The organism is Enterobacter sp. C3_dUdeg, assembly GCF_057536195.1.
In genome coordinates this window covers 29,088-48,596 of sequence record NZ_BAAKFX010000017.1, presented here as the reverse complement: position 1 = coordinate 48,596, position 19,509 = coordinate 29,088, and the positions used below count along the sequence as shown (strand labels likewise).

Annotated in this window: 18 protein-coding genes and 4 tRNA genes; 14 read left to right on the top strand and 8 right to left on the bottom strand. The window is 57.3% G+C overall.

Features of this window, described 5'->3' with window-relative positions; genetic code table 11:
- Positions 1-96: 96 nt before the first annotated feature.
- The 4 genes from AC27FC_RS22325 (at position 97) to AC27FC_RS22310 (ending at position 546) form a co-directional block, all read left to right on the top strand.
- Positions 97-173 (top strand) — tRNA-Arg (locus AC27FC_RS22325).
- Positions 174-240: 67 nt separating this feature from the next.
- Positions 241-316 (top strand) — tRNA-His (locus tag AC27FC_RS22320).
- A gap of 22 nt (positions 317-338) precedes the next feature.
- Positions 339-424 (top strand) — tRNA-Leu (locus tag AC27FC_RS22315).
- Between the two features lie 45 nt (positions 425-469).
- Positions 470-546: transfer RNA gene (locus AC27FC_RS22310), tRNA-Pro, on the top strand.
- A 507-nt stretch (positions 547-1,053) separates the two neighbouring features.
- Here the strand turns inward: AC27FC_RS22310 and AC27FC_RS22305 are convergent.
- The 5 genes from AC27FC_RS22305 to hemC all read right to left on the bottom strand — a co-directional run bounded on the left by AC27FC_RS22305 (position 1,054) and on the right by hemC (position 6,535).
- The gene (locus AC27FC_RS22305; protein WP_196355217.1) at positions 1,054-2,265 is read right to left on the bottom strand and encodes an MFS transporter; all 1,212 of its coding nucleotides are present in this window, start codon (positions 2,263-2,265) and stop codon (positions 1,054-1,056) included.
- 172 nt (positions 2,266-2,437) lie between these two features.
- Positions 2,438-3,637, bottom strand: coding sequence for a protoheme IX biogenesis protein HemY (gene hemY, locus AC27FC_RS22300; protein WP_008501551.1), 1,200 nt, complete (start codon positions 3,635-3,637; stop codon positions 2,438-2,440).
- Positions 3,638-3,639: 2 nt separating this feature from the next.
- Complete coding sequence (gene hemX / locus AC27FC_RS22295) at positions 3,640-4,836, bottom strand: uroporphyrinogen-III C-methyltransferase (protein ID WP_045357194.1); 1,197 nt, start codon at positions 4,834-4,836, stop codon at positions 3,640-3,642.
- A 20-nt stretch (positions 4,837-4,856) separates the two neighbouring features.
- Positions 4,857-5,597: a uroporphyrinogen-III synthase gene (gene hemD / locus AC27FC_RS22290; RefSeq protein ID WP_033146904.1), complete on the bottom strand. Its 741-nt coding sequence runs from the start codon at positions 5,595-5,597 to the stop codon at positions 4,857-4,859.
- Positions 5,594-6,535 carry a hydroxymethylbilane synthase gene (hemC, locus tag AC27FC_RS22285; protein ID WP_033146903.1) on the bottom strand — a complete coding sequence of 314 codons (942 nt, stop codon included), beginning with the start codon at positions 6,533-6,535 and terminating at the stop codon, positions 5,594-5,596. Before hemC ends, hemD begins: the two co-directional genes overlap by 4 nt.
- A gap of 350 nt (positions 6,536-6,885) precedes the next feature.
- On the opposite strand from hemC, the gene cyaA reads away from it, so the two are divergent.
- Positions 6,886-9,429 carry a class I adenylate cyclase gene (cyaA, locus tag AC27FC_RS22280; protein WP_023309629.1) on the top strand — a complete coding sequence of 848 codons (2,544 nt, stop codon included), beginning with the start codon at positions 6,886-6,888 and terminating at the stop codon, positions 9,427-9,429.
- 95 nt (positions 9,430-9,524) lie between these two features.
- Here cyaA and cyaY read toward each other — a convergent pair whose 3' ends face one another.
- The gene (cyaY, locus tag AC27FC_RS22275; protein WP_023333807.1) at positions 9,525-9,845 is read right to left on the bottom strand and encodes an iron donor protein CyaY; all 321 of its coding nucleotides are present in this window, start codon (positions 9,843-9,845) and stop codon (positions 9,525-9,527) included.
- A gap of 135 nt (positions 9,846-9,980) precedes the next feature.
- Here cyaY and lptM point away from each other — a divergent pair, with 135 nt between their 5' ends.
- From lptM to corA, 8 genes are all read left to right on the top strand, one after another.
- Positions 9,981-10,184, top strand: a complete 204-nt coding sequence (lptM, locus tag AC27FC_RS22270; protein ID WP_014885650.1) for an LPS translocon maturation chaperone LptM — start codon at positions 9,981-9,983, stop codon at positions 10,182-10,184.
- A 35-nt stretch (positions 10,185-10,219) separates the two neighbouring features.
- Positions 10,220-11,044 (top strand): diaminopimelate epimerase, encoded by an 825-nt coding sequence (dapF, locus tag AC27FC_RS22265; RefSeq protein ID WP_008501545.1) that lies wholly within the window; start codon positions 10,220-10,222, stop codon positions 11,042-11,044.
- Positions 11,041-11,748, top strand: coding sequence for a DUF484 domain-containing protein (locus AC27FC_RS22260; protein WP_023309626.1), 708 nt, complete (start codon positions 11,041-11,043; stop codon positions 11,746-11,748). The genes dapF and AC27FC_RS22260 overlap by 4 nt, the downstream gene beginning before the upstream one ends.
- Complete coding sequence (xerC, locus tag AC27FC_RS22255) at positions 11,745-12,647, top strand: tyrosine recombinase XerC (protein WP_064673086.1); 903 nt, start codon at positions 11,745-11,747, stop codon at positions 12,645-12,647. Before AC27FC_RS22260 ends, xerC begins: the two co-directional genes overlap by 4 nt.
- Entirely contained in the window at positions 12,647-13,363 is a 717-nt protein-coding gene (yigB, locus tag AC27FC_RS22250) for a 5-amino-6-(5-phospho-D-ribitylamino)uracil phosphatase YigB (RefSeq protein WP_048976901.1), read from the top strand. Before xerC ends, yigB begins: the two co-directional genes overlap by 1 nt.
- Before the next feature lie 107 nt (positions 13,364-13,470).
- On the top strand, positions 13,471-15,633 hold the full coding sequence (uvrD, locus tag AC27FC_RS22245; protein ID WP_033146899.1) for a DNA helicase II: 2,163 nt from the start codon (positions 13,471-13,473) through the stop codon (positions 15,631-15,633).
- Positions 15,634-15,782: 149 nt separating this feature from the next.
- Positions 15,783-15,839, top strand: a complete 57-nt coding sequence (ysgD, locus tag AC27FC_RS22240; RefSeq protein WP_212743980.1) for a YsgD/CorL family protein — start codon at positions 15,783-15,785, stop codon at positions 15,837-15,839.
- Positions 15,840-15,990: 151 nt separating this feature from the next.
- Complete coding sequence (gene corA / locus AC27FC_RS22235) at positions 15,991-16,941, top strand: magnesium/cobalt transporter CorA (RefSeq protein WP_008501540.1); 951 nt, start codon at positions 15,991-15,993, stop codon at positions 16,939-16,941.
- A gap of 83 nt (positions 16,942-17,024) precedes the next feature.
- On the opposite strand, the gene rarD is transcribed toward corA, so the two are convergent.
- Both rarD and yigI read right to left on the bottom strand, forming a co-directional pair.
- Positions 17,025-17,921 (bottom strand): EamA family transporter RarD, encoded by an 897-nt coding sequence (rarD, locus tag AC27FC_RS22230; protein WP_023309622.1) that lies wholly within the window; start codon positions 17,919-17,921, stop codon positions 17,025-17,027.
- A 51-nt stretch (positions 17,922-17,972) separates the two neighbouring features.
- The gene (yigI, locus tag AC27FC_RS22225) at positions 17,973-18,440 is read right to left on the bottom strand and encodes an acyl-CoA thioesterase YigI (RefSeq protein ID WP_008501538.1); all 468 of its coding nucleotides are present in this window, start codon (positions 18,438-18,440) and stop codon (positions 17,973-17,975) included.
- A 163-nt stretch (positions 18,441-18,603) separates the two neighbouring features.
- Here yigI and pldA point away from each other — a divergent pair, with 163 nt between their 5' ends.
- Complete coding sequence (pldA, locus tag AC27FC_RS22220; protein ID WP_087822933.1) at positions 18,604-19,473, top strand: phospholipase A; 870 nt, start codon at positions 18,604-18,606, stop codon at positions 19,471-19,473.
- Positions 19,474-19,509: the final 36 nt, after the last annotated feature.

The following is a 19,509-nucleotide window of genomic DNA, read 5'->3' as shown; positions in this document are numbered from 1 at the left end:
AAATGTGCAAACCATAACCAAACGCGCATTTTTTTCAAAAAAGCACTAGACAGCGGGGACGGAGGTACGTAATATCCAGCCCCGCAACGGCGCTAAGCGCCCGTAGCTCAGCTGGATAGAGCGCTGCCCTCCGGAGGCAGAGGTCTCAGGTTCGAATCCTGTCGGGCGCGCCATTTTAGTCCCGGCGCTAGAGCTGCGGTGGTCTGAGAAGTAGTCAGTACCGCGTGAAAGAATACAGTGGTGGCTATAGCTCAGTTGGTAGAGCCCTGGATTGTGATTCCAGTTGTCGTGGGTTCGAATCCCATTAGCCACCCCATTATTTGAAAGAGTTGTGAATTGCGAAGGTGGCGGAATTGGTAGACGCGCTAGCTTCAGGTGTTAGTGTCCTTTGGATGTGGGGGTTCGAGTCCCCCCCCTCGCACCACGACTTTTTAAATGAATTGAACTAAAAATTCAAAAAGCAGTACATCGGCGAGTAGCGCAGCTTGGTAGCGCAACTGGTTTGGGACCAGTGGGTCGGAGGTTCGAATCCTCTCTCGCCGACCAATTTTGAACCCCGCTTCGGCGGGGTTTTTTGTTTTCTGCGAGCTCGCATTCCTGTAGTCATGCCCCGACAGCGCCCTTTTTCTTTGTCGCAATCCAGCGACATGCAACTCATTGAAAATTAAATAAATAACTATTTATGGGTTTTGCTGTCTCCTCCTGGCGACATATTCCCGCCTTTTCCCGATACGTTGTAGAGCCTAAGACGGCGCCAGGCAGCATAATTTCCTTTTATCTTAAAATGTTGCGTCATGTAAAAGTTCTGGGTGTCATGTTGGCACGTTACGTGCAATAATATGCGTGTAGATGCTCATTCCATCTCTTATGTTCGCCTTAGTGCCTCATAAACTCAGGAATGACGCAGAGCCATTTACGGTGCTTATCGTCCACTGACAGATGTCGCTTCGGCCTCATCAGACACCATGGACACAACGTTGAGTGAAGCACCAAATATGTTGTCTTACAGACCTGTTTTAACGCCTGCTTTTATAGCAGGCGTTTTTTTATGCCTTATTCCCGATACAGGCGCATGATCAGGGCAACCATCAGCAGGGCCGATACAGAGACAGCATAGAGCGCCTGTACGGAGCCAAACCCTGAAGCTACCGCCGCTGCAATGCCGGTGAAAAGAGAGGCGCTGAGCGTTTGCCAGCGCCAGGCTTTACCGCTGGCCGAAGCGGTTTGCGTGAGAGGAAAACTACTGAGTACCCCAAACGTGCCCGCTGCGAAGAGAACATTCGAGGCCAGATGCGCGATAAAGATCATCCCCAGCGCGCATATCGTCCACCCGGACAAAAAAGGCAGCATGCCATAAGCGGCCAGAAAGATGCTCAGGCAAACGATTATTCGCGGCGTGTGGGCCGCAATGCGCGTCAGGCTCTCTTTTTTTAGCAGCAGGGGGCCACAAAGCTGCCCCAGACTCCTCGCGAAAAGCAGAGGCAAAGCAAGGCCCGCCGCATCCTGAGGACTAAGCTGCTGGGCCAGTGCCGGAAGAAGCGCCATCGCCGGTGAGCCGACGGCAGCCAGCGCCGGCAGGATGAGCAGGCTGCGTTTTTGCCGAACGGTCAACGCCTGCCAGCGTAATGTTGCAGAAACTCCCCTTTCCATAGCGGTGGGATGTGGTGCCGGAGAAAACCGGCGCCCAGCCAGCCATAGCAGTACCACTGACCCGAGAAAGCTGGCGGCATCAATAGCCAGCAGGGTAAACACGGATGTCTTCTGAAACAGCACCACGCCCAGGCCGGTCCCTAACAACACCTGAGAAGCAAAAATCACATTTTCCAGACAGGTTGCAGCGGGCAGCTCCGCTTCGCTGAGACCGCGCTTAAAGAGCAATGTCAGCGCGGGCCAGCTCATCCCGCTGAGCAGGGCTTCGGTGGATTGCACGGCGAGCAATGCGGCAACGCTGTGGTAACCCACACCAAGCAGGGGAAAGAGCAGGGCGAGCAGGCCCAGCCCCTCGGTCAGTATCAGCAGGGATATCGGCGAAAAGCGTGAGCATAGCTTTTCGCCGAAGATACTGCCGATGAACCCTGGTACCGTAGCGAAAAGAAAAGCGAGTGTGAGCAGAGCGGGCGGGGCTGACCACGCCAGCAGCAAACCGAAGACCACGACCTGGGTTAGACCATTCCCCAGCGAAGAAAAGATAAAAGCACAGGCAAGCAGGCGCAGCCAGAGGTGGCAACGCAGCGCTTGAATAAGCGCATACAAAAGCGAGTTCATGGAGATTTCCTTTCAAAAACGATTTAGTCCACGCTGCAAAATGTGCGCGTGTGTGAAAAAAGGTTAATGAAAAGACATCGTTACATTGGCGGGTTCGTTTGCGGATGTGGGTGTAAAGAATGTAGCAGGAGAAAGGCGATAAAAAAAGGAGGCCATCAGGCCTCCTTTTTATTTACTGCTGCGTACCGTTATTTTGCAGCGTTAGCAGCAATCCGTCACGCCGCATGGCGGCTGCCTCTTCCGGCTTGTGCTGCTTGTCCAGCGTATCGGCAAGCCACGCGTAATCAAACGCGTCCGGACGCTGCTTCAGCGCCGCGCGGAAGGCGAGGCTCGCCTCCTGCCATTCTCCGTGCTTCATCAGCGACTGACCGAGCGTGCTCCACAGCAGCGGGCGGTCACCGACGGTTTTAATCTGCTGACGCAGCACTTTTTCGATTTGCTCAGGATTATTGGTTTTCAGACGCGGGATCACCATCACCAGACGATCGTCATACTGGCGCTTCAGGCCATCGAGGAGGATCTCCTGAGCCGTGTCATGATCGTCACATTCAATAAGATGTTCCGCCATGGCGACCTGCAGAGGAACCTGCTGGCGCGTCTTACGGCTCTGATTCTTCCACCACGTTTTCAGACCGTCGCTGCCCAGGTCGGCGCGCGCCTGATCCATCAGGCCAATCCATGCCAGACGCTGAAGCTCATCACGATGTTCATCGTCGCCCACCTCGGCCTTCGCCATCGACGGAATGATGTCCAGCAGCGAGCCCCAGGCGCCGGTACGAATATACGCCTGCTCGGCAAGACGCAGCACTTCCGGATGACGTGGCGCAACTTCCAGCAGGCGATCGATACCGTGACGCGCCGCGTGATTTTCATTGCGCGCCAGCTGCAGGCGAACGCGCGTGATTTCTACAGGAATCGGGTCGCCGTGGGCCAGCTCTGCCGCCCGCTCCAGATGCTGATTGGCGCGGGCTTCGTCACCGCGCTGCTGCGCCGCTTCGGCAGCGAGCAGATAATTCACCACCGGCTGTTCGGCATGGTCGGCGTTTTTCGACATCAGCTTTTCAACCTGCTGATAGTCACCCTCGGCAAGCTTAAGCAGCGCCTGTTCGGTCTGCTTGCGGGCGCGGCGGCGTTTACGACCAACGAACCAGCCGCGCGTGTGGGCACCGGTGCGGAAAATACGGCGCAGGATCCACTCGATCGCAAACAGCACCACCACGCCGAGGATCAGAATGATCGTCAGGCCGGTTACGCTGGTTTCAATGTTGTAGTTATCCGTCTGGATCAGGACGTAACCCTGATGACCCGCAAGCATAGGTCCCAGCACGATCCCGGCGATCAGCAGGATGAAGAGTAAGAGAACTTTTAGCATCATTACTCTCCTTGTGGTGCGCTTTCAGGCGCCGGAGCCGGGGCAGGTGCCGCTCCGCCCGACGGCTCTGCCGGCACGCCCGGCTGCGCCAGCAGGTTACGTACGCGCGTCTGCATCAGTTTCTCCAGAATCGGCTGGCTGGCCAGCTTATCCGGCACGTTCATGGTGATGTTCTGCTGGCTCAGCTTATCAATGTCTTCGAGGAAGGCGGTGGTCGTCGCATCATCGGTGTTGTAGTAGGCGCGTACCCACGTCGAGACGTTATCCAGCGCCTGTTTGTATGTCTCTTCCTGATGACGCGGCACGGCCTGAGCCGCCACCAGCAGGCGGGAACGAATGTTCTCGCGCAGATAGATATCCTGGTTCGGCGCCAGCAGCGGCACGGCGGTTTCGTCGCGACGGCGGATAGTGATGAAGCTGTCCATAAAGTTCTGCCAGCTTTTCTGCAGGTTTATGCGCCATTCGCTCAGGGAGCTGGAAAGCTCGGTACCGTCGGAATCCATCGGGGAATCGTCGTCGTTGTTATCCGCCAGCTGCAGGTTATCAATCTGATTCGACAGCTGGTTCACCTTGAGGATAATGCCGTCGTAATCCACCTGCGAGACGGCGGAGAGGCTGGCGATGTCCTCGGTGATCGCGCGTCGCGCGGTGATAAGGCTCGGGTCGTTCATGTCTGCCAGGCTCGCATCGGCGCTTTTCAGCAGCGCGGCGGCAGTGGTGACGTCCTGATCGCTCCAGAGCTTACGTCCGGCGAGCTTCACCAGGAAGTCAGCCTGCGAGAGCAGCCAGGTTTTGGCATCGGTACCGGAAATCGTGGCGACTTTCTGCTGCACGTCGCCCAGCTGTTTAGCCAGCTCTTCCTGTTTGCTGTTCGCCTCGGCAAGCGCGGCGGCCTGCTGCTTAATCACCGTTTCCAGCTCGGTTTTCTGCGTCTCCTGCGCTTTTTGCAGGGCAGTGAGCTGATTCACCAGCGCATCGCTGGTGGACGTCTGGTTAGCACCCTGTTGCTTCACCAGGCCGTACAGGCCAACCCCTGCTGCCAGCGCAATGGCAATGGCAATCGCGCTCAGCGCGAGGCTCGTTTTGTTGCTGCCGTTTTTCTTCTCAGCGGTTTTCTCAGTCGTCTCTGGCTGTGGCGTCGTCTCCACAGTCTCCCTGGTCTCTTCAACCACGGCGGAGGATTTGTCGTGTTCCGTCATTATGGCTTCCCATTTGAGAGTTATTGTAATGCGCGCAGCAGCGCATCGTTGTCGGCGTTATCAGCGATCCGAATATCCTGCCAGCCCAGTTCCCGGGCCTGGTTCGCCAGACGCTCACTGACGACCAGAAGCCGACAGCGGAGTAACCAGTTTTCGCGATACCAAAGCGGTATCAGCGACCAAAGCTGTTGTAACATTTCACCGCTGGTGACCACCAGCGTATTAATGCCGCGCGCGTGCCAGCGCATCGCCTCTTCCGCGCCATCGTAGTGTTTTGCACAGCGCTGATAGCACTCAACGAACGTCACGTCTGCACCGCGTTCACGCAGCGTTTCGCCCAGCAGCTCGCGACCACCGTTGCCGCGCAAAATGAGCGCACGTTTTCCGGCAATAGTTTGTAATTCAGGTAATTGTAGCAAGACTTCGCTGATTTCCCGATCTAACGGGTAACGAACGTCCGCGCTACTTACGGTATGCAGCGCCAGTGCCGTTGTGCGGCCAATCGCGAAATAGCGGGGGGCAAGTGGCCAGGCTAAACCCTGCTGTTGCAGCTGCGCGTGGGCAAATTCCACGGCATGTTGCGACAGCGCAAACAGCAGGTCGCCTTCCTGAAGGGTATTCATCTGGTCGGCGAGCGCGGAGAGCTCCCGACCGGGGGAGAATTCAATGAGCGGAAAACTCCAGGCCACCTGCCCCAGTGTGCGCAGACGGCTCACTAACTGCTCTCCTGCGGGAGAAGGGCGGGTGACAAGAATACTCATGCAGGGGGCTCTCCATTATAAACGTCAGCCAGAATCTCGCGGGCGCCGTTATCCAGCAGCTCTTCCGCCAGCGACACGCCAAGCTGCTCGGCATCTTGCGCTTTACCGCGACGTTCGCCGCGTACCATCTGGGAACCGTCCGGAGCGCCCACCAGCGCGCGCAGCCACAGCTCACCTTCTGTTAATTCAGCATAGCTGCCAATCGGTACCTGACATCCTCCTTCGAGGCGGGTATTCATCGCACGCTCGGCTTTTACGCGGATAGCGGTCTCGTCATGGTTCAGCGGTGCGAGCAGTTCGCGGGTACGCGCATCGTCCAGACGGCACTCGATGCCGACGGCACCCTGGCCCACGGCCGGAAGCGACAGCTCTGGCGGCAACGCCACGCGAATGCGCGACTCCAGCCCCAGACGCTTGAGGCCGGCAACGGCGAGGATAATGGCATCGTAATCGCCGTTATCCAGCTTGCCCAGACGCGTGCCGACGTTACCGCGCAGCGAGCGAATGATCAGGTCAGGACGGCGCTCTGCCAGCTGACACTGACGGCGTAAACTGGACGTGCCAACCACGCTACCCTCCGGCAGCGCGTCGAGGGAGTCATAGTGGTTAGAGACAAACGCATCGCGCGGATCTTCGCGCTCGCAGATGGTCACCAGCCCCAGCCCTTCCGGGAACTCGACGGGCACGTCTTTCATTGAATGTACGGCGATATCGGCGCGGTTCTCAAGCAATGCCAGTTCCAGCTCTTTGACAAACAGGCCTTTGCCGCCCACTTTCGCCAGGGGCGTGTCGAGGATCACGTCACCGCGCGTGACCATCGGCACCAGCTCGACGCGCAATCCACTGTGGCAGGCTTCAAGGCGCTGCTTCACATAATGTGCCTGCCAGAGCGCGAGGGGGCTTTGGCGTGTGGCAATTCTCAAAACATTGTCTAACATGCTTGTTACCGTCATTATCAATCGCTAACCATCCTAACATTGTTGACTCTGGGATGGCAGTTTTACGGTTGATGAAGCGTGAGAGGGACAAGGCGGCGTATTCGTCAGCCATAGCCGTATTCAGGAATTTACACGTACAGAACGGTGCTACACTTGTATGTAGCGCATCTTTCTTTACGGTCAACCGGCAAGGTGTTAAATTGATCACGTTTTAGACCATTTTTTCGTCGCTACCGCCAAAAATGATAAGGGCGAAAAAGGGTAACGGTTATCTTTTTGAAATACTGCGGGTCCGCTGTTATTCGTGTTTTGAATAGCTTGCGACACCCGGAAACATCAGGCGATACGTCTTGTACCTCTATATTGAGACTCTGAAACAGAGACTGGATGCCATTAATCAACTGCGTGTGGATCGCGCGCTTGCTGCCATGGGCCCTGCTTTCCAGCAGGTATACAGTCTGCTGCCGACATTATTGCACTATCACCATCCGCTGATGCCTGGCTACCTTGACGGTAACGTTCCCCAGGGCATTTGCCTTTTCACGCCTGATGAAACCCAACAGCATTACCTGAACGAGCTGGAACTCTACCGCGGCATGCCGCCACAGGAGTCTCCAAAAGGTGAACTGCCGATTACCGGCGTTTACTCTATGGGGAGCACCTCATCGGTAGGGCAAAGCTGTTCTTCGGACCTGGACATCTGGGTCTGCCATCAGTCCTGGCTCGATAACGACGAGCGTCAGCTGCTGCAACGCAAGTGCAGCCTGCTGGAGAGCTGGGCGGCCTCGCTCGGCGTGGAAGTAAGCTTCTTCCTGATTGATGAAAACCGTTTCCGCCATAACGAAAGCGGCAGTCTGGGTGGTGAGGACTGCGGCTCGACTCAGCACATCTTACTGCTGGATGAATTTTACCGTACTGCCGTGCGTCTGGCCGGGAAGCGTATTCTGTGGAATATGGTCCCGTGCGAAGAAGAAGAGCATTACGATGACTACGTCATGTCGCTTTACGCGCAGGGTGTACTGACGCCAAACGAATGGCTGGACCTCGGCGGCCTCAGCTCTCTGTCAGCCGAAGAATACTTTGGCGCAAGCCTCTGGCAGCTCTATAAGAGTATCGACTCACCGTACAAAGCGGTGCTGAAAACGCTGCTGCTGGAAGCCTATTCCTGGGAATACCCTACGCCGCGCCTGCTGGCGAAAGATATCAAGCAGCGTCTGCACGACGGGGAGATCGTCTCCTTCGGGCTGGACGCCTACTGCATGATGCTGGAGCGCGTGACCGAATACCTGAAAGCTATTGATGACACCACGCGTCTTGACCTGGTGCGTCGATGTTTCTATCTCAAAGTCTGTGAGAAATTGAGCCGCGAGCGCGCCTGCGTGGGCTGGCGCCGTGAAGTGGTCAGTCAGTTAGTGAAAGAGTGGGGATGGGACGAAGCGCGTCTGTCGATGCTCGACAACCGGGCCAACTGGAAAATCGATCAGGTGCGTGAAGCGCACAACGAACTGCTCGATGCGATGATGCAAAGCTACCGTAACCTGATCCGCTTTGCGCGCCGTAACAACCTCAGCGTTTCCGCCAGCCCGCAGGACATCGGGGTATTGACCCGCAAGCTGTACGCCGCGTTTGAAGCGCTGCCGGGCAAAGTCACCCTGGTTAACCCGCAGATTTCGCCAGACCTGTCAGAACCGAATCTGACCTTTATCTACGTGCCGCCGGGCCGCGCAAACCGCACCGGGTGGTATCTGTATAACCGTGCGCCAAGCATGGACTCAATCATCAGCCATCAGCCGCTGGAGTATAACCGCTACCTGAACAAGCTGGTGGCCTGGGCCTGGTTTAACGGCCTGCTGACCTCGCGCACGCGCCTGTTTATCAAAGGTAACGAGGTGGTAGATCTCGCTAAGCTGCAGGAGATGGTCGCGGATGTGTCGCACCACTTCCCGCTGCGTCTGCCTGCCCCAACGCCGAAAGCGCTCTACAGCCCGTGCGAAATTCGCCATCTGGCGATTATCGTCAACCTGGAATACGACCCGACGGCGGCCTTCCGCAATCAGGTGGTTCACTTTGACTTCCGCAAGCTGGACGTCTTCAGCTTTGGCGAGCAGCAAAACTGCCTGGTGGGCAGCGTCGATCTGCTGTACCGCAACTCGTGGAACGAAGTGCGTACCCTGCATTTCAACGGCGAGCAGGCGATGATCGAAGCGCTGAAAACGATTCTCGGCAAGATGCACCAGGATGCCGCACCGCCGGACAGCGTTGAGGTGTTCTGCTACAGCCAGCACCTGCGCGGTTTAATTCGTACCCGCGTGCAGCAGCTGGTTTCTGAGTGTATCGAACTGCGTCTGTCCAGCACCCGTCAGGAAACCGGACGCTTTAAAGCGCTGCGCGTCTCCGGTCAGACCTGGGGCCTGTTCTTCGAACGTCTGAACGTGTCGGTACAGAAGCTGGAAAACGCCATCGAGTTCTACGGCGCGATTTCACACAACAAGCTGCATGGCCTGTCTGTGCAGGTGGAAACCAACCACGTTAAGCTGCCGCAGGTGGTGGACGGATTCGCCAGCGAAGGGATTATTCAGTTCTTCTTTGAAGAGTCGGGCGACGATGCCGGGTTCAACATCTACATTCTGGATGAAACCAACCGCGCCGAGGTGTATCACCACTGTGAAGGCAGTAAAGAGGAGCTGGTGCGCGACGTCAGCCGCTTCTACTCCTCTTCGCATGACCGTTTCACCTACGGCTCAAGCTTTATCAACTTTAACCTGCCGCAGTTCTACCAGATTGTGAACGTCGACGGACGTACGCAGGTGATCCCGTTCCGTACCCAGGCCGTAACGCCTGCCGCGCCTGCCAATCAGGACACCGCGCCGCTGTTGCAGCAGTATTTCTCCTGAGCCTTTTCGCTCGCCCGGTGGCGGTTACGCCTTACCGGGCCTACAACAGCTCGAACCCGTAGGCCGGGTAAGCGCAGCGCCACCCGGCAACAAAACTACCTGAAACTCACAGCCTCACCCGCCTGCGCGGTCGCCGCCTGTTCCAGCAGATCCCAGAACGGTACGCCGCTACGGTCGCAAACCCATTCCCCGTCCTTCAGATCGAAATGATAGCCGCCCTGTTTCGCGGCCAGCCACACCTGGTGAAGCGGCTCCTGGCGGTTAATAATAATTTTGCTGCCATTTTCGAAGCTCAGGGTCAGAATGCCGCCGTTGATTTCACAATCGATATCGCTGTCGCCATCCCAGTCGTCAAGACGCTCTTCGATGGTCATCCACAGGTTGTCGGCAAGGCGATGGAATTCACTGTCGTTCATGGTTTTGTTCCTGTTTTTCGTGATGCCGGCAGTATAACCCTAAATAATTCCCGTTGCAGGAAAGCGGCAAACTCTTGCTTTTGTGTCTTCTCCTGCGATGATAGAAACAGATTTGAACTTACGGGCAACTTTATAATGAAAAACGCTTTCCGAACGCTTGCCGTTCTCATCACGCTGTTTAGCCTGACTGGCTGCGGACTGAAGGGACCACTGTACTTCCCACCTGCGGATAAAACCGCGCCGCCGCCGACGAAACCCGTGCAAAGCGGCATTGAGTCTACCACGCCAAATACTAACGATCGTGGCGACAACGGTGGCCCGACTCAGGTTAATCTCTGACGACAACGTTCTGTACCCGCGCAATGGAGCAAATGATGCAGTTCTCTAAAATGCATGGCCTTGGCAACGATTTTATGGTCGTCGACGCGGTAACGCAGAATGTGTTTTTCTCCCCGGAACTGATCCGTCGCCTGGCGGATCGGCATCTGGGCGTGGGGTTCGATCAGCTGCTGGTGGTCGAGCCACCGTACGATCCCGACCTCGATTTCCACTACCGTATTTTTAACGCGGACGGCAGCGAAGTTAACCAGTGCGGCAACGGCGCGCGCTGTTTTGCCCGCTTTGTCCGCCTGAAAGGGCTGACCAACAAGCGTGATATTCGCGTCAGCACGGCCAATGGCCGCATGGTGCTCAGCGTCACCGATGATGAGCTGGTGCGCGTGAACATGGGCGAGCCTAACTTCGAGCCCTCCGTCGTGCCGTTTCGCGCAAACAAAGCGGAAAAGACCTATATTATGCGTGCGGCCGAGCAGACAGTATTGTGCGGCGTCGTCTCAATGGGTAACCCACACTGCGTGATTCAGGTTGATGATGTGGAAACCGCCGCGGTTGAAACGCTCGGCCCGGTGCTGGAAAGCCATGAACGTTTTCCGGAGCGCGCGAACATCGGCTTTATGCAGGTGGTGAAGCGCGAGCACATTCGCCTGCGGGTTTACGAGCGCGGCGCGGGCGAGACGCAGGCCTGCGGAAGCGGTGCCTGTGCTGCGGTGGCCGTGGGCATCTCCCAGGGGTTACTGGCAGAAGAGGTTCGCGTGGAGTTACCGGGCGGTCGGCTTGATATCGCCTGGAAAGGACCGGGTCATCCACTGTATATGACTGGCCCGGCGGCACATGTCTATGACGGGTTTATCCATCTATGAAACAACCAGGGGAAGAACTGCAGGAAACAGTGACGGAACTGGACGACAGAGCTGTTGTTGATTATCTGCTGCGCAATCCTGAGTTTTTTATTCGCAATGCACGCGTCGTCGAAGAGATGCGCGTGCCGCATCCGGTTCGCGGAACCGTGTCGCTGGTCGAATGGCACATGGCGCGCTCGCGCAACCACATCAATCAGCTTGAAGAGAATATGACGCTGCTGATGGAGCAGGCCAGCACCAACGAAAGCCTGTTCTATCGTCTGCTACACCTGCAGGCGCGTCTGGCGTCCGCGCACAGTCTTGACGAGTTCCTCAGCCGCTTCCACCGCTGGGCTCGCGAGCTGGGGCTGGCGGGCGCAACGATTCGGCTTTTCCCTGACCGCTGGCGCATTGGCGCACCGTCGGGGTTCACCCATCTGGCGCTCAGCCGTCAGGCGTTTGAACCGCTGCGCATTCAGCGTCTGGGCCATGAGCACCACTATCTGGGGCCGCTGAACGGGCCTGAGCTGCTGGTGGTGTTACCGGAAGCCAAAGCGATTGGCTCGGTGGCGATGTCGCTGATGGGGCGCGATGGCGATCTGGGAGTCATGTTATTTACCAGCCGCGATGCGCATCACTATGAGCAGGGGCAAGCCACGCACCTGCTGCAGGAGATCGCCCTGATGCTGCCCGAGCTGCTGGAGCGCTGGATTGAGCGCGTATGATGGACGGACTGCTCGCCACTGACGTCTCGCGCTTTCTGCGCTATCTGGGCGTGGAGCGTCAGCTTAGCCCCATTACCCTGCTCAACTACCAGCGTCAGCTTGATGCCATCATGCAGATCGCCGACGACATCGGCCTGAAAAGCTGGCAACAATGTGACGCTGCGACGGTACGCGGGTTCGTCGTGCGTAGCCGTAAAAAAAATCTCAGCCCGGCGAGCCTGGCGCTCAGGCTCTCAGCGCTGCGCAGTTTCTTCGACTGGCTGGTTAGCCAGGGGGGCTTAAAAGCCAACCCGGCAAAGGGGATCGCCACGCCGAAAGCGCCGCGCCATCTGCCTAAAAATATCGACGTCGACGACGTAAACCGCCTGCTGGATATCGACCTTAACGATCCGCTCGCCGTGCGCGACCGCGCGATGCTGGAGGTGATGTACGGTGCCGGGCTGCGTCTGTCCGAGCTGGTTAATCTTGATATCAAACACCTCGATCTGGAATCCGGTGAAGTGTGGGTGATGGGCAAGGGCAGCAAAGAGCGCCGCCTGCCGATTGGCCGCAATGCGGTTTCCTGGATTGAGCACTGGCTTGACCTGCGCGGGCTGTTTGGCAGCGAAGAGGATGCGCTGTTCCTGTCGAAGCTCGGCAAACGGATCTCGGCACGTAACGTCCAGAAGCGCTTTGCGGAGTGGGGCATTAAGCAGGGGCTGAACAGCCACGTTCACCCGCACAAGCTGCGCCACTCCTTTGCGACACACATGCTTGAGTCGAGCGGCGATCTGCGCGGCGTGCAGGAACTGCTTGGCCACGCGAACCTGTCGACCACACAAATTTATACCCACTTAGACTTCCAACACCTTGCCTCGGTGTATGACGCGGCGCATCCACGCGCCAAACGGGGGAAATAATGCGTTTTTACCGCCCACTCGGTCAGATCTCAGCTCTGACGTTTGACCTTGATGACACCCTTTATGACAACCGCGAGGTGATCCTGCGTACCGAGCAGGAGTCGCTGGCGTTTGTGCAGAACTACCATCCCGCGCTGAAAGCGATACAGAACAAGGACTTTCAGAAGCTCCGTCAGTCCCTGCGGGAAACCGAGCCGGACATTTACCACGACGTGACCGAATGGCGTCGTCGTGCGGTTGAGCAGGCGATGCTTAATGCCGGCCTGAGCGCGCAGGACGCGGCCATCGGGGCCGAAGCGGCCATGGAAAACTTTGCCAAATGGCGCAGTCGTATCGACGTGCCGCAGGAGACCCACGACACGCTGGCGAAGCTTGCCGAAAAGTGGCCGCTGGTGGCCATCACCAACGGCAATGCCCAGCCCGAGCTGTTTGGTCTCAGCGATTACTTTGAGTTTGTGCTGCGCGCGGGCCCGCACGGGCGAGCGAAGCCATTTAATGATATGTACCATCTGGCGGCGGCTAAGCTTAACCTGCCGCTGGGTAACATTCTGCATGTGGGGGATGACCTGACCACGGACGTGGCCGGTGCTATTCGCTGCGGGATGCAGGCCTGCTGGATCAAGCCGGAAAATGCGGAGCTGATGACCGCAACCGACAGCCGTCTTCTGCCGCACGTGGAAATTTCACGGTTGGCATCCCTCACGACGCTGATATAATCACCAGTAATATTGTATAAATTACCAGGGGTTTGCAGTTGTAGGCCCGGTAAGCGAAGCGCCACCGGGCGCTTCGCTGTGTTCCTGAATACTATGTGACGGTGCCAATGGACGTTTCTTACCTGCTCGACAGCCTTAATGACAAACAGCGTGATGCGGTTGCCGCCTCACGCACCAACATGCTGGTGCTGGCTGGGGCGGGCAGTGGTAAGACGCGCGTGCTGGTTCACCGTATCGCCTGGCTGCAGAGCGTGGAGAACTGCTCCCCGTACTCCATCATGGCGGTGACGTTCACCAACAAGGCGGCAGCAGAGATGCGCCACCGTATCGCTCAGCTGATGGGCACCAGCCAGGGCGGCATGTGGGTTGGCACCTTCCACGGCCTGGCGCACCGCCTGCTGCGCGCGCACCATATGGACGCCAACCTGCCGCAGGATTTCCAGATCCTCGACAGCGAAGACCAGCTCCGCTTGCTGAAGCGCCTGATCAAGGCGATGAACCTCGACGAGAAGCAGTGGCCGCCGCGTCAGGCGATGTGGTACATCAACGGCCAGAAGGACGAGGGGCTGCGCCCGCACCACATTCAGAGCTTCGGCAACCCGGTCGAGCAGACCTGGCAGAACGTCTACAAGGCCTATCAGGAAGCGTGCGATCGCGCCGGCCTGGTGGATTTCGCCGAGCTGCTGCTGCGCGCCCACGAGCTGTGGCTCAACAAGCCGCACATCCTGCAGCACTACCGCGAACGCTTCACCAATATCCTGGTGGACGAATTCCAGGATACCAACAACATCCAGTACGCGTGGATCCGCCTGCTGGCCGGTGATACCGGCAAGGTGATGATCGTGGGCGACGATGACCAGTCGATCTACGGCTGGCGCGGGGCGCAGGTGGAGAATATCCAGCGCTTCCTCAACGATTTCCCCGGCGCGGAAACCATCCGTCTGGAGCAGAACTACCGTTCAACCAGCAACATCCTGAGCGCGGCCAACGCCCTCATTGAGAACAACAACGGGCGTCTGGGTAAAAAGCTGTGGACCGATGGCGTCGACGGCGAACCGATTTCGATTTACTGCGCCTTCAACGAGCTCGACGAAGCCCGCTTCGTGGTGAACCGCATCAAAACCTGGCAGGACAACGGCGGCGCGCTGGAGCAGTGCGCCATTCTCTACCGCAGCAACGCCCAGTCGCGCGTGCTGGAAGAGGCGCTGCTGCAGGTGAGCATGCCGTACCGCATTTATGGCGGCATGCGCTTCTTCGAGCGCCAGGAAATCAAAGATGCGCTGTCGTATCTGCGCCTCATTGCGAACCGCAACGACGACGCGGCGTTTGAACGCGTGGTCAATACGCCGACCCGCGGGATTGGCGACCGCACGCTGGACGTTGTGCGTCAGGCCTCGCGCGATCGCCAGCTGACGCTGTGGCAGGCGTGCCGCGAGCTGCTGCAGGAAAAAGCGCTCGCCGGACGTGCCGCCAGCGCATTACAGCGCTTCCTTGAGCTGATTGACGCTCTGGCGCAGGAAACCGCCGACATGCCGCTGCACGTGCAGACCGACCGGGTGATTAAAGACTCCGGCCTGCGAACCATGTACGAGCAGGAGAAAGGCGAGAAGGGCCAGACCCGTATTGAGAACTTAGAGGAACTGGTCACGGCAACGCGCCAGTTCAGCTACAACGAAGAAGACGAAGATCTGATGCCGCTGCAGGCGTTCCTCTCCCACGCCGCGCTGGAAGCGGGTGAAGGGCAGGCGGACACCTGGCAGGATGCGGTTCAGCTGATGACCCTGCACTCCGCCAAAGGTCTGGAGTTCCCGCAGGTGTTTATTGTCGGGATGGAAGAGGGGATGTTCCCGAGCCAGATGTCGCTGGATGAAGGCGGACGTCTGGAAGAGGAGCGTCGTCTGGCCTACGTGGGCGTGACGCGCGCGATGCAAAAGCTGACGCTAACCTACGCCGAAACCCGCCGTCTGTACGGCAAAGAGGTTTATCACCGTCCGTCGCGCTTTATCGGCGAACTGCCGGAGGAGTGCGTGGAAGAGGTGCGTCTGCGGGCGAGCATCAGCCGTCCGGTCAGCCATCAGCGCATGGGCTCGCCGATTGCGGAAACCGACACCGGCTACAAGCTGGGCCAGCGCGTGCGCCATTCGAAGTTTGGCGAAGGCACTATTGTGAATCTGGAAGGCAGCGGCGAGCACAGCCGCCTGCAGGTGGCGTTCCAGGGGCAGGGGATCAAATGGCTGGTGGCGGCCTATGCGAAGCTGGAAACAGTCTAACATTCAGAAAAATATCATTATTTTGTAATAATCTGCTAGCCTTATACAGCGAAGATCAATTAATGCCCTTCCGCGTTCCGTTGCGTGTTGACGCCACAGTTATAGCTGGCGTAACATGCGCGCACGATTACGCTAAGAGGACATTCGCCTTGGACACACCCAGTAGATACTGGCTCAATTCCCTGTCATCCAGGAACAACTCCTAAGGCTATCTCCTCTTGCTGATGGCCTTAGTGGTTGTCAGCGACCTGCATTATTCCCGTCGCGCTGAGTCAGGCTGTTTAATGGTCTGAAACCCAATTTGTTTCTGTGTGCCCACCGAACTGTCCGATATTTTTTGCATTGGGAGTCCCGGTCATGTTGAGCGCATTTCAACTCGAAAATAACCGACTGACTCGGCTTGAAGCCGAAGAGTCACAGCCCCTCATTGATGCCGTATGGGTGGATCTGGTCGAGCCGGACGACGATGAACGCCTTCGCGTACAATCTGAACTGGGGCAAAGCCTGGCAACCCGCCCGGAACTGGAAGACATCGAAGCATCCGCGCGTTTTTTTGAAGACGAAGACGGTCTGCATATTCACTCCTTCTTCTTCTTTGAAGATGCGGAAGACCACGCGGGTAACTCCACCGTGGCGTTTACCATTCGCGACGGCCGTCTGTTTACCCTGCGCGAGCGCGAGCTGCCGGCATTCCGTCTCTACCGCATGCGCGCCCGCAGCCAGGCAATGGTGGACGGTAACGCTTACGAGCTGCTGCTCGATCTGTTCGAGACCAAAATTGAACAGCTGGCGGACGAAATTGAAAACATCTACAGCGATCTGGAAAAGCTGAGCCGCGTGATCATGGAAGGCCATCAGGGCGATGAGTACGACGAAGCGCTCTCCACGCTGGCGGAGCTGGAAGATATCGGCTGGAAGGTGCGCTTGTGTCTGATGGATACGCAGCGCGCGCTGAACTTCCTGGTGCGCAAGGCGCGTCTGCCGGGCGGTCAGCTGGAGCAGGCGCGTGAGATCTTACGCGATATCGAATCCCTGCTGCCGCACAACGAATCCCTGTTTCAGAAGGTGAACTTCCTGATGCAGGCGGCGATGGGCTTTATCAACATCGAGCAGAACCGCATCATCAAGATCTTCTCGGTGGTGTCCGTGGTGTTCCTGCCGCCGACGCTGGTGGCGTCCAGCTACGGGATGAACTTTGAGTTTATGCCGGAGCTGAAGTGGAGCTTTGGCTACCCGGGGGCGATTATCTTCATGATCCTCGCGGGGCTGGCACCGTATCTGTACTTTAAGCGTCGTAACTGGCTGTAAAAATCTGGCGGGTGGCGCTGCGCTTACCCGCCCTACGATCGAATTCCCTCTCCCTGTGGGAGAGGGTTAGGGTGAGGGCAACATCACAACCCTTTGCGCACCCTGCGCTGGGTATAAATCGCATCTGCAACAAAGATTGCCAGTGCCACCCAGATAAAGGCAAACGTCACCATCTTATCCGCCCCCGGCACTTCGCCGTAAAACACCACCGCCAGCAGGAACATCAGCGTCGGGCCAATGTACTGGAAGAAGCCCAGCGTGGAGAGACGCAGACGCGTCGCGGCACCGGTGAAGCACAGCAGTGGAATGGTGGTCACCACGCCCGCCGCCATCAGCATCAGGTTCAGCGACCACGGGTTGCTGCCCATATGGCTGGTGGCGCTGTCGGCGATGCCGAAGAGATAAATCGCCGCCACGGGCAGCAGCCACAGGGTTTCAAACAGCATCCCCGTCTGCGCTTCCACCGCAATCTTCTTACGCACCAGGCCGTAGAACGCAAAGCTGAACGCCAGGCCGAGGGCAATAATCGGCAGCGAGCCGAAGGTCCAGAGCTGCACCAGTACGCCGCAGAAGGCCAGAATCACCGCCACCCACTGCATCCGGCGGAAGCGCTCACCGAGGAAAATCATCCCCAGCACGATATTCACCAGCGGGTTAATGAAGTACCCCAGGCTCGCTTCGAGCATGTGATGGTTATTCACCGCCCAGATAAACAGCAGCCAGTTGCCGCCAATCAGCACCGCGGAGAGCGCCAGCAGGAAAATCTTTTTCGGGGTTTGCAGCAGCGTTTTGACACCCGACCACTGACGGCTGAGGCTCATCAGTGCAATCATAAAGAAGAATGACCAGATAACACGGTGAGTCAGGATCTCATCGGCCGGAACGTAGGCGATAAGCTTGAAATACGCCGGGGCGATACCCCAAATAAAATAAGCGGCAAGGGCGAGTAAAACGCCCTGCCGCGTCTGTTTAGCATCCATCGGGAAAATCCGTTACAAAAAAGTGAATTAATTTTACCCGATTTTGCCGCCTCAACCCACCATATAAGTGGCGGTTGCGCTGGCGATATACACCTGCTCTTCGTTGTGTAATTCAACGCGTGCCACGGCAACTTTATTTCCCGCGCGCAGTAGGCTGCTGGTACAGGTAAAGCGATTTCCGCGCCCCGGGCGAAGATAGTCGACGCGCAAATCAATGGTGCCCATGCGCGCCAGACGCTGGCGGAGTTCGTCTTCGTTGATGGTGTCATGGCGAGTCAGCGTGCTGCCCACGCAGACCAGACCTGCCGCCACGTCCAGCGCGGAGGCAATCACGCCGCCGTGCAAAATACTTTGCGCCCAGTTACCCACCATCATCGGCTGGTTGTTAAAGCTCAGCTGGGCAAAATCTTTCTCGTAACGCTCCAGCTCCAGTCCCAGCGCGCGGTTAAACGGCATATGGTAAACAAAAATCTCGCCCACGAGTTTTAACACTTCTTCGGCGGTAAGCATGGCTGACATGAGGCATCACATCCTTATTGTTAACGAAATGTTGATTTTATGCCTCGGCAACAAGGAATTCCACTTTCAGAAACGAGGATGCAGCAGTTGTCGCAGAAGTCTGTAGAATGTTCGCCACATAACTATTCAGCTAATTTTACTCTTTTGCAGGAGAACACCACCGATGCGGACGTATCTGGCCTGGTTACTGGCGGCGGTTGCGCTGCCCCTCACAGCATATGCGCAGGAAGCGACGATCAAAGAGGTGCATGATAAACCTGCCGTTCACGGTAGCATTATCGCGAACCTTCTTCAGGAGCATGACAATCCGTTCACGCTCTATCCGTATGACACCAACTATGTGATTTATACCCAGACCAGCGATCTCAACAAAGAGGCGATAAGCTCCTATAACTGGTCTGATAATGCGCGTAAAGATGAGGTGAAGTTCCAGCTCAGCCTCGCGTTCCCGTTCTGGCGCGGTATTCTGGGGCCGAACTCGGTGCTCGGGGCGTCTTACACCCAGAAATCCTGGTGGCAGCTCTCTAACAGCGGAGAGTCCTCGCCGTTCCGTGAAACCAACTATGAGCCGCAGCTGTTCCTCGGTTTTGCAACGGATTATGAGTTTGCGGGCTGGACGCTGCGTGACGTCGAAGTGGGCTTTAACCACGATTCCAACGGTCGCTCTGATCCTACCTCGCGCAGCTGGAACCGTGCCTATACGCGTCTGATGGCGCAGAACGGTAACTGGATGGTGGAAGTGAAGCCGTGGTATGTGGTGGGCGAAACCGATGACAACCCGGATATCACCAAATATATGGGCTACTACCAGCTCAAAGTCGGCTATCAGTTGGGTGATGCCGTGCTCAGCGCCAAAGGCCAGTACAACTGGAACACCGGCTACGGCGGTGCGGAAGTGGGCTTAAGCTATCCAATGACGAAGCATGTCCGTATCTATACGCAGGTGTACAGCGGTTACGGCGAGTCGCTTATCGATTACAACTTCAACCAGACCCGCATCGGCGTGGGCGTGATGCTGAACGATATTCTCTAGGCTGTTCGAATGTTTTTGCGTTAAACGTTGAAGTTT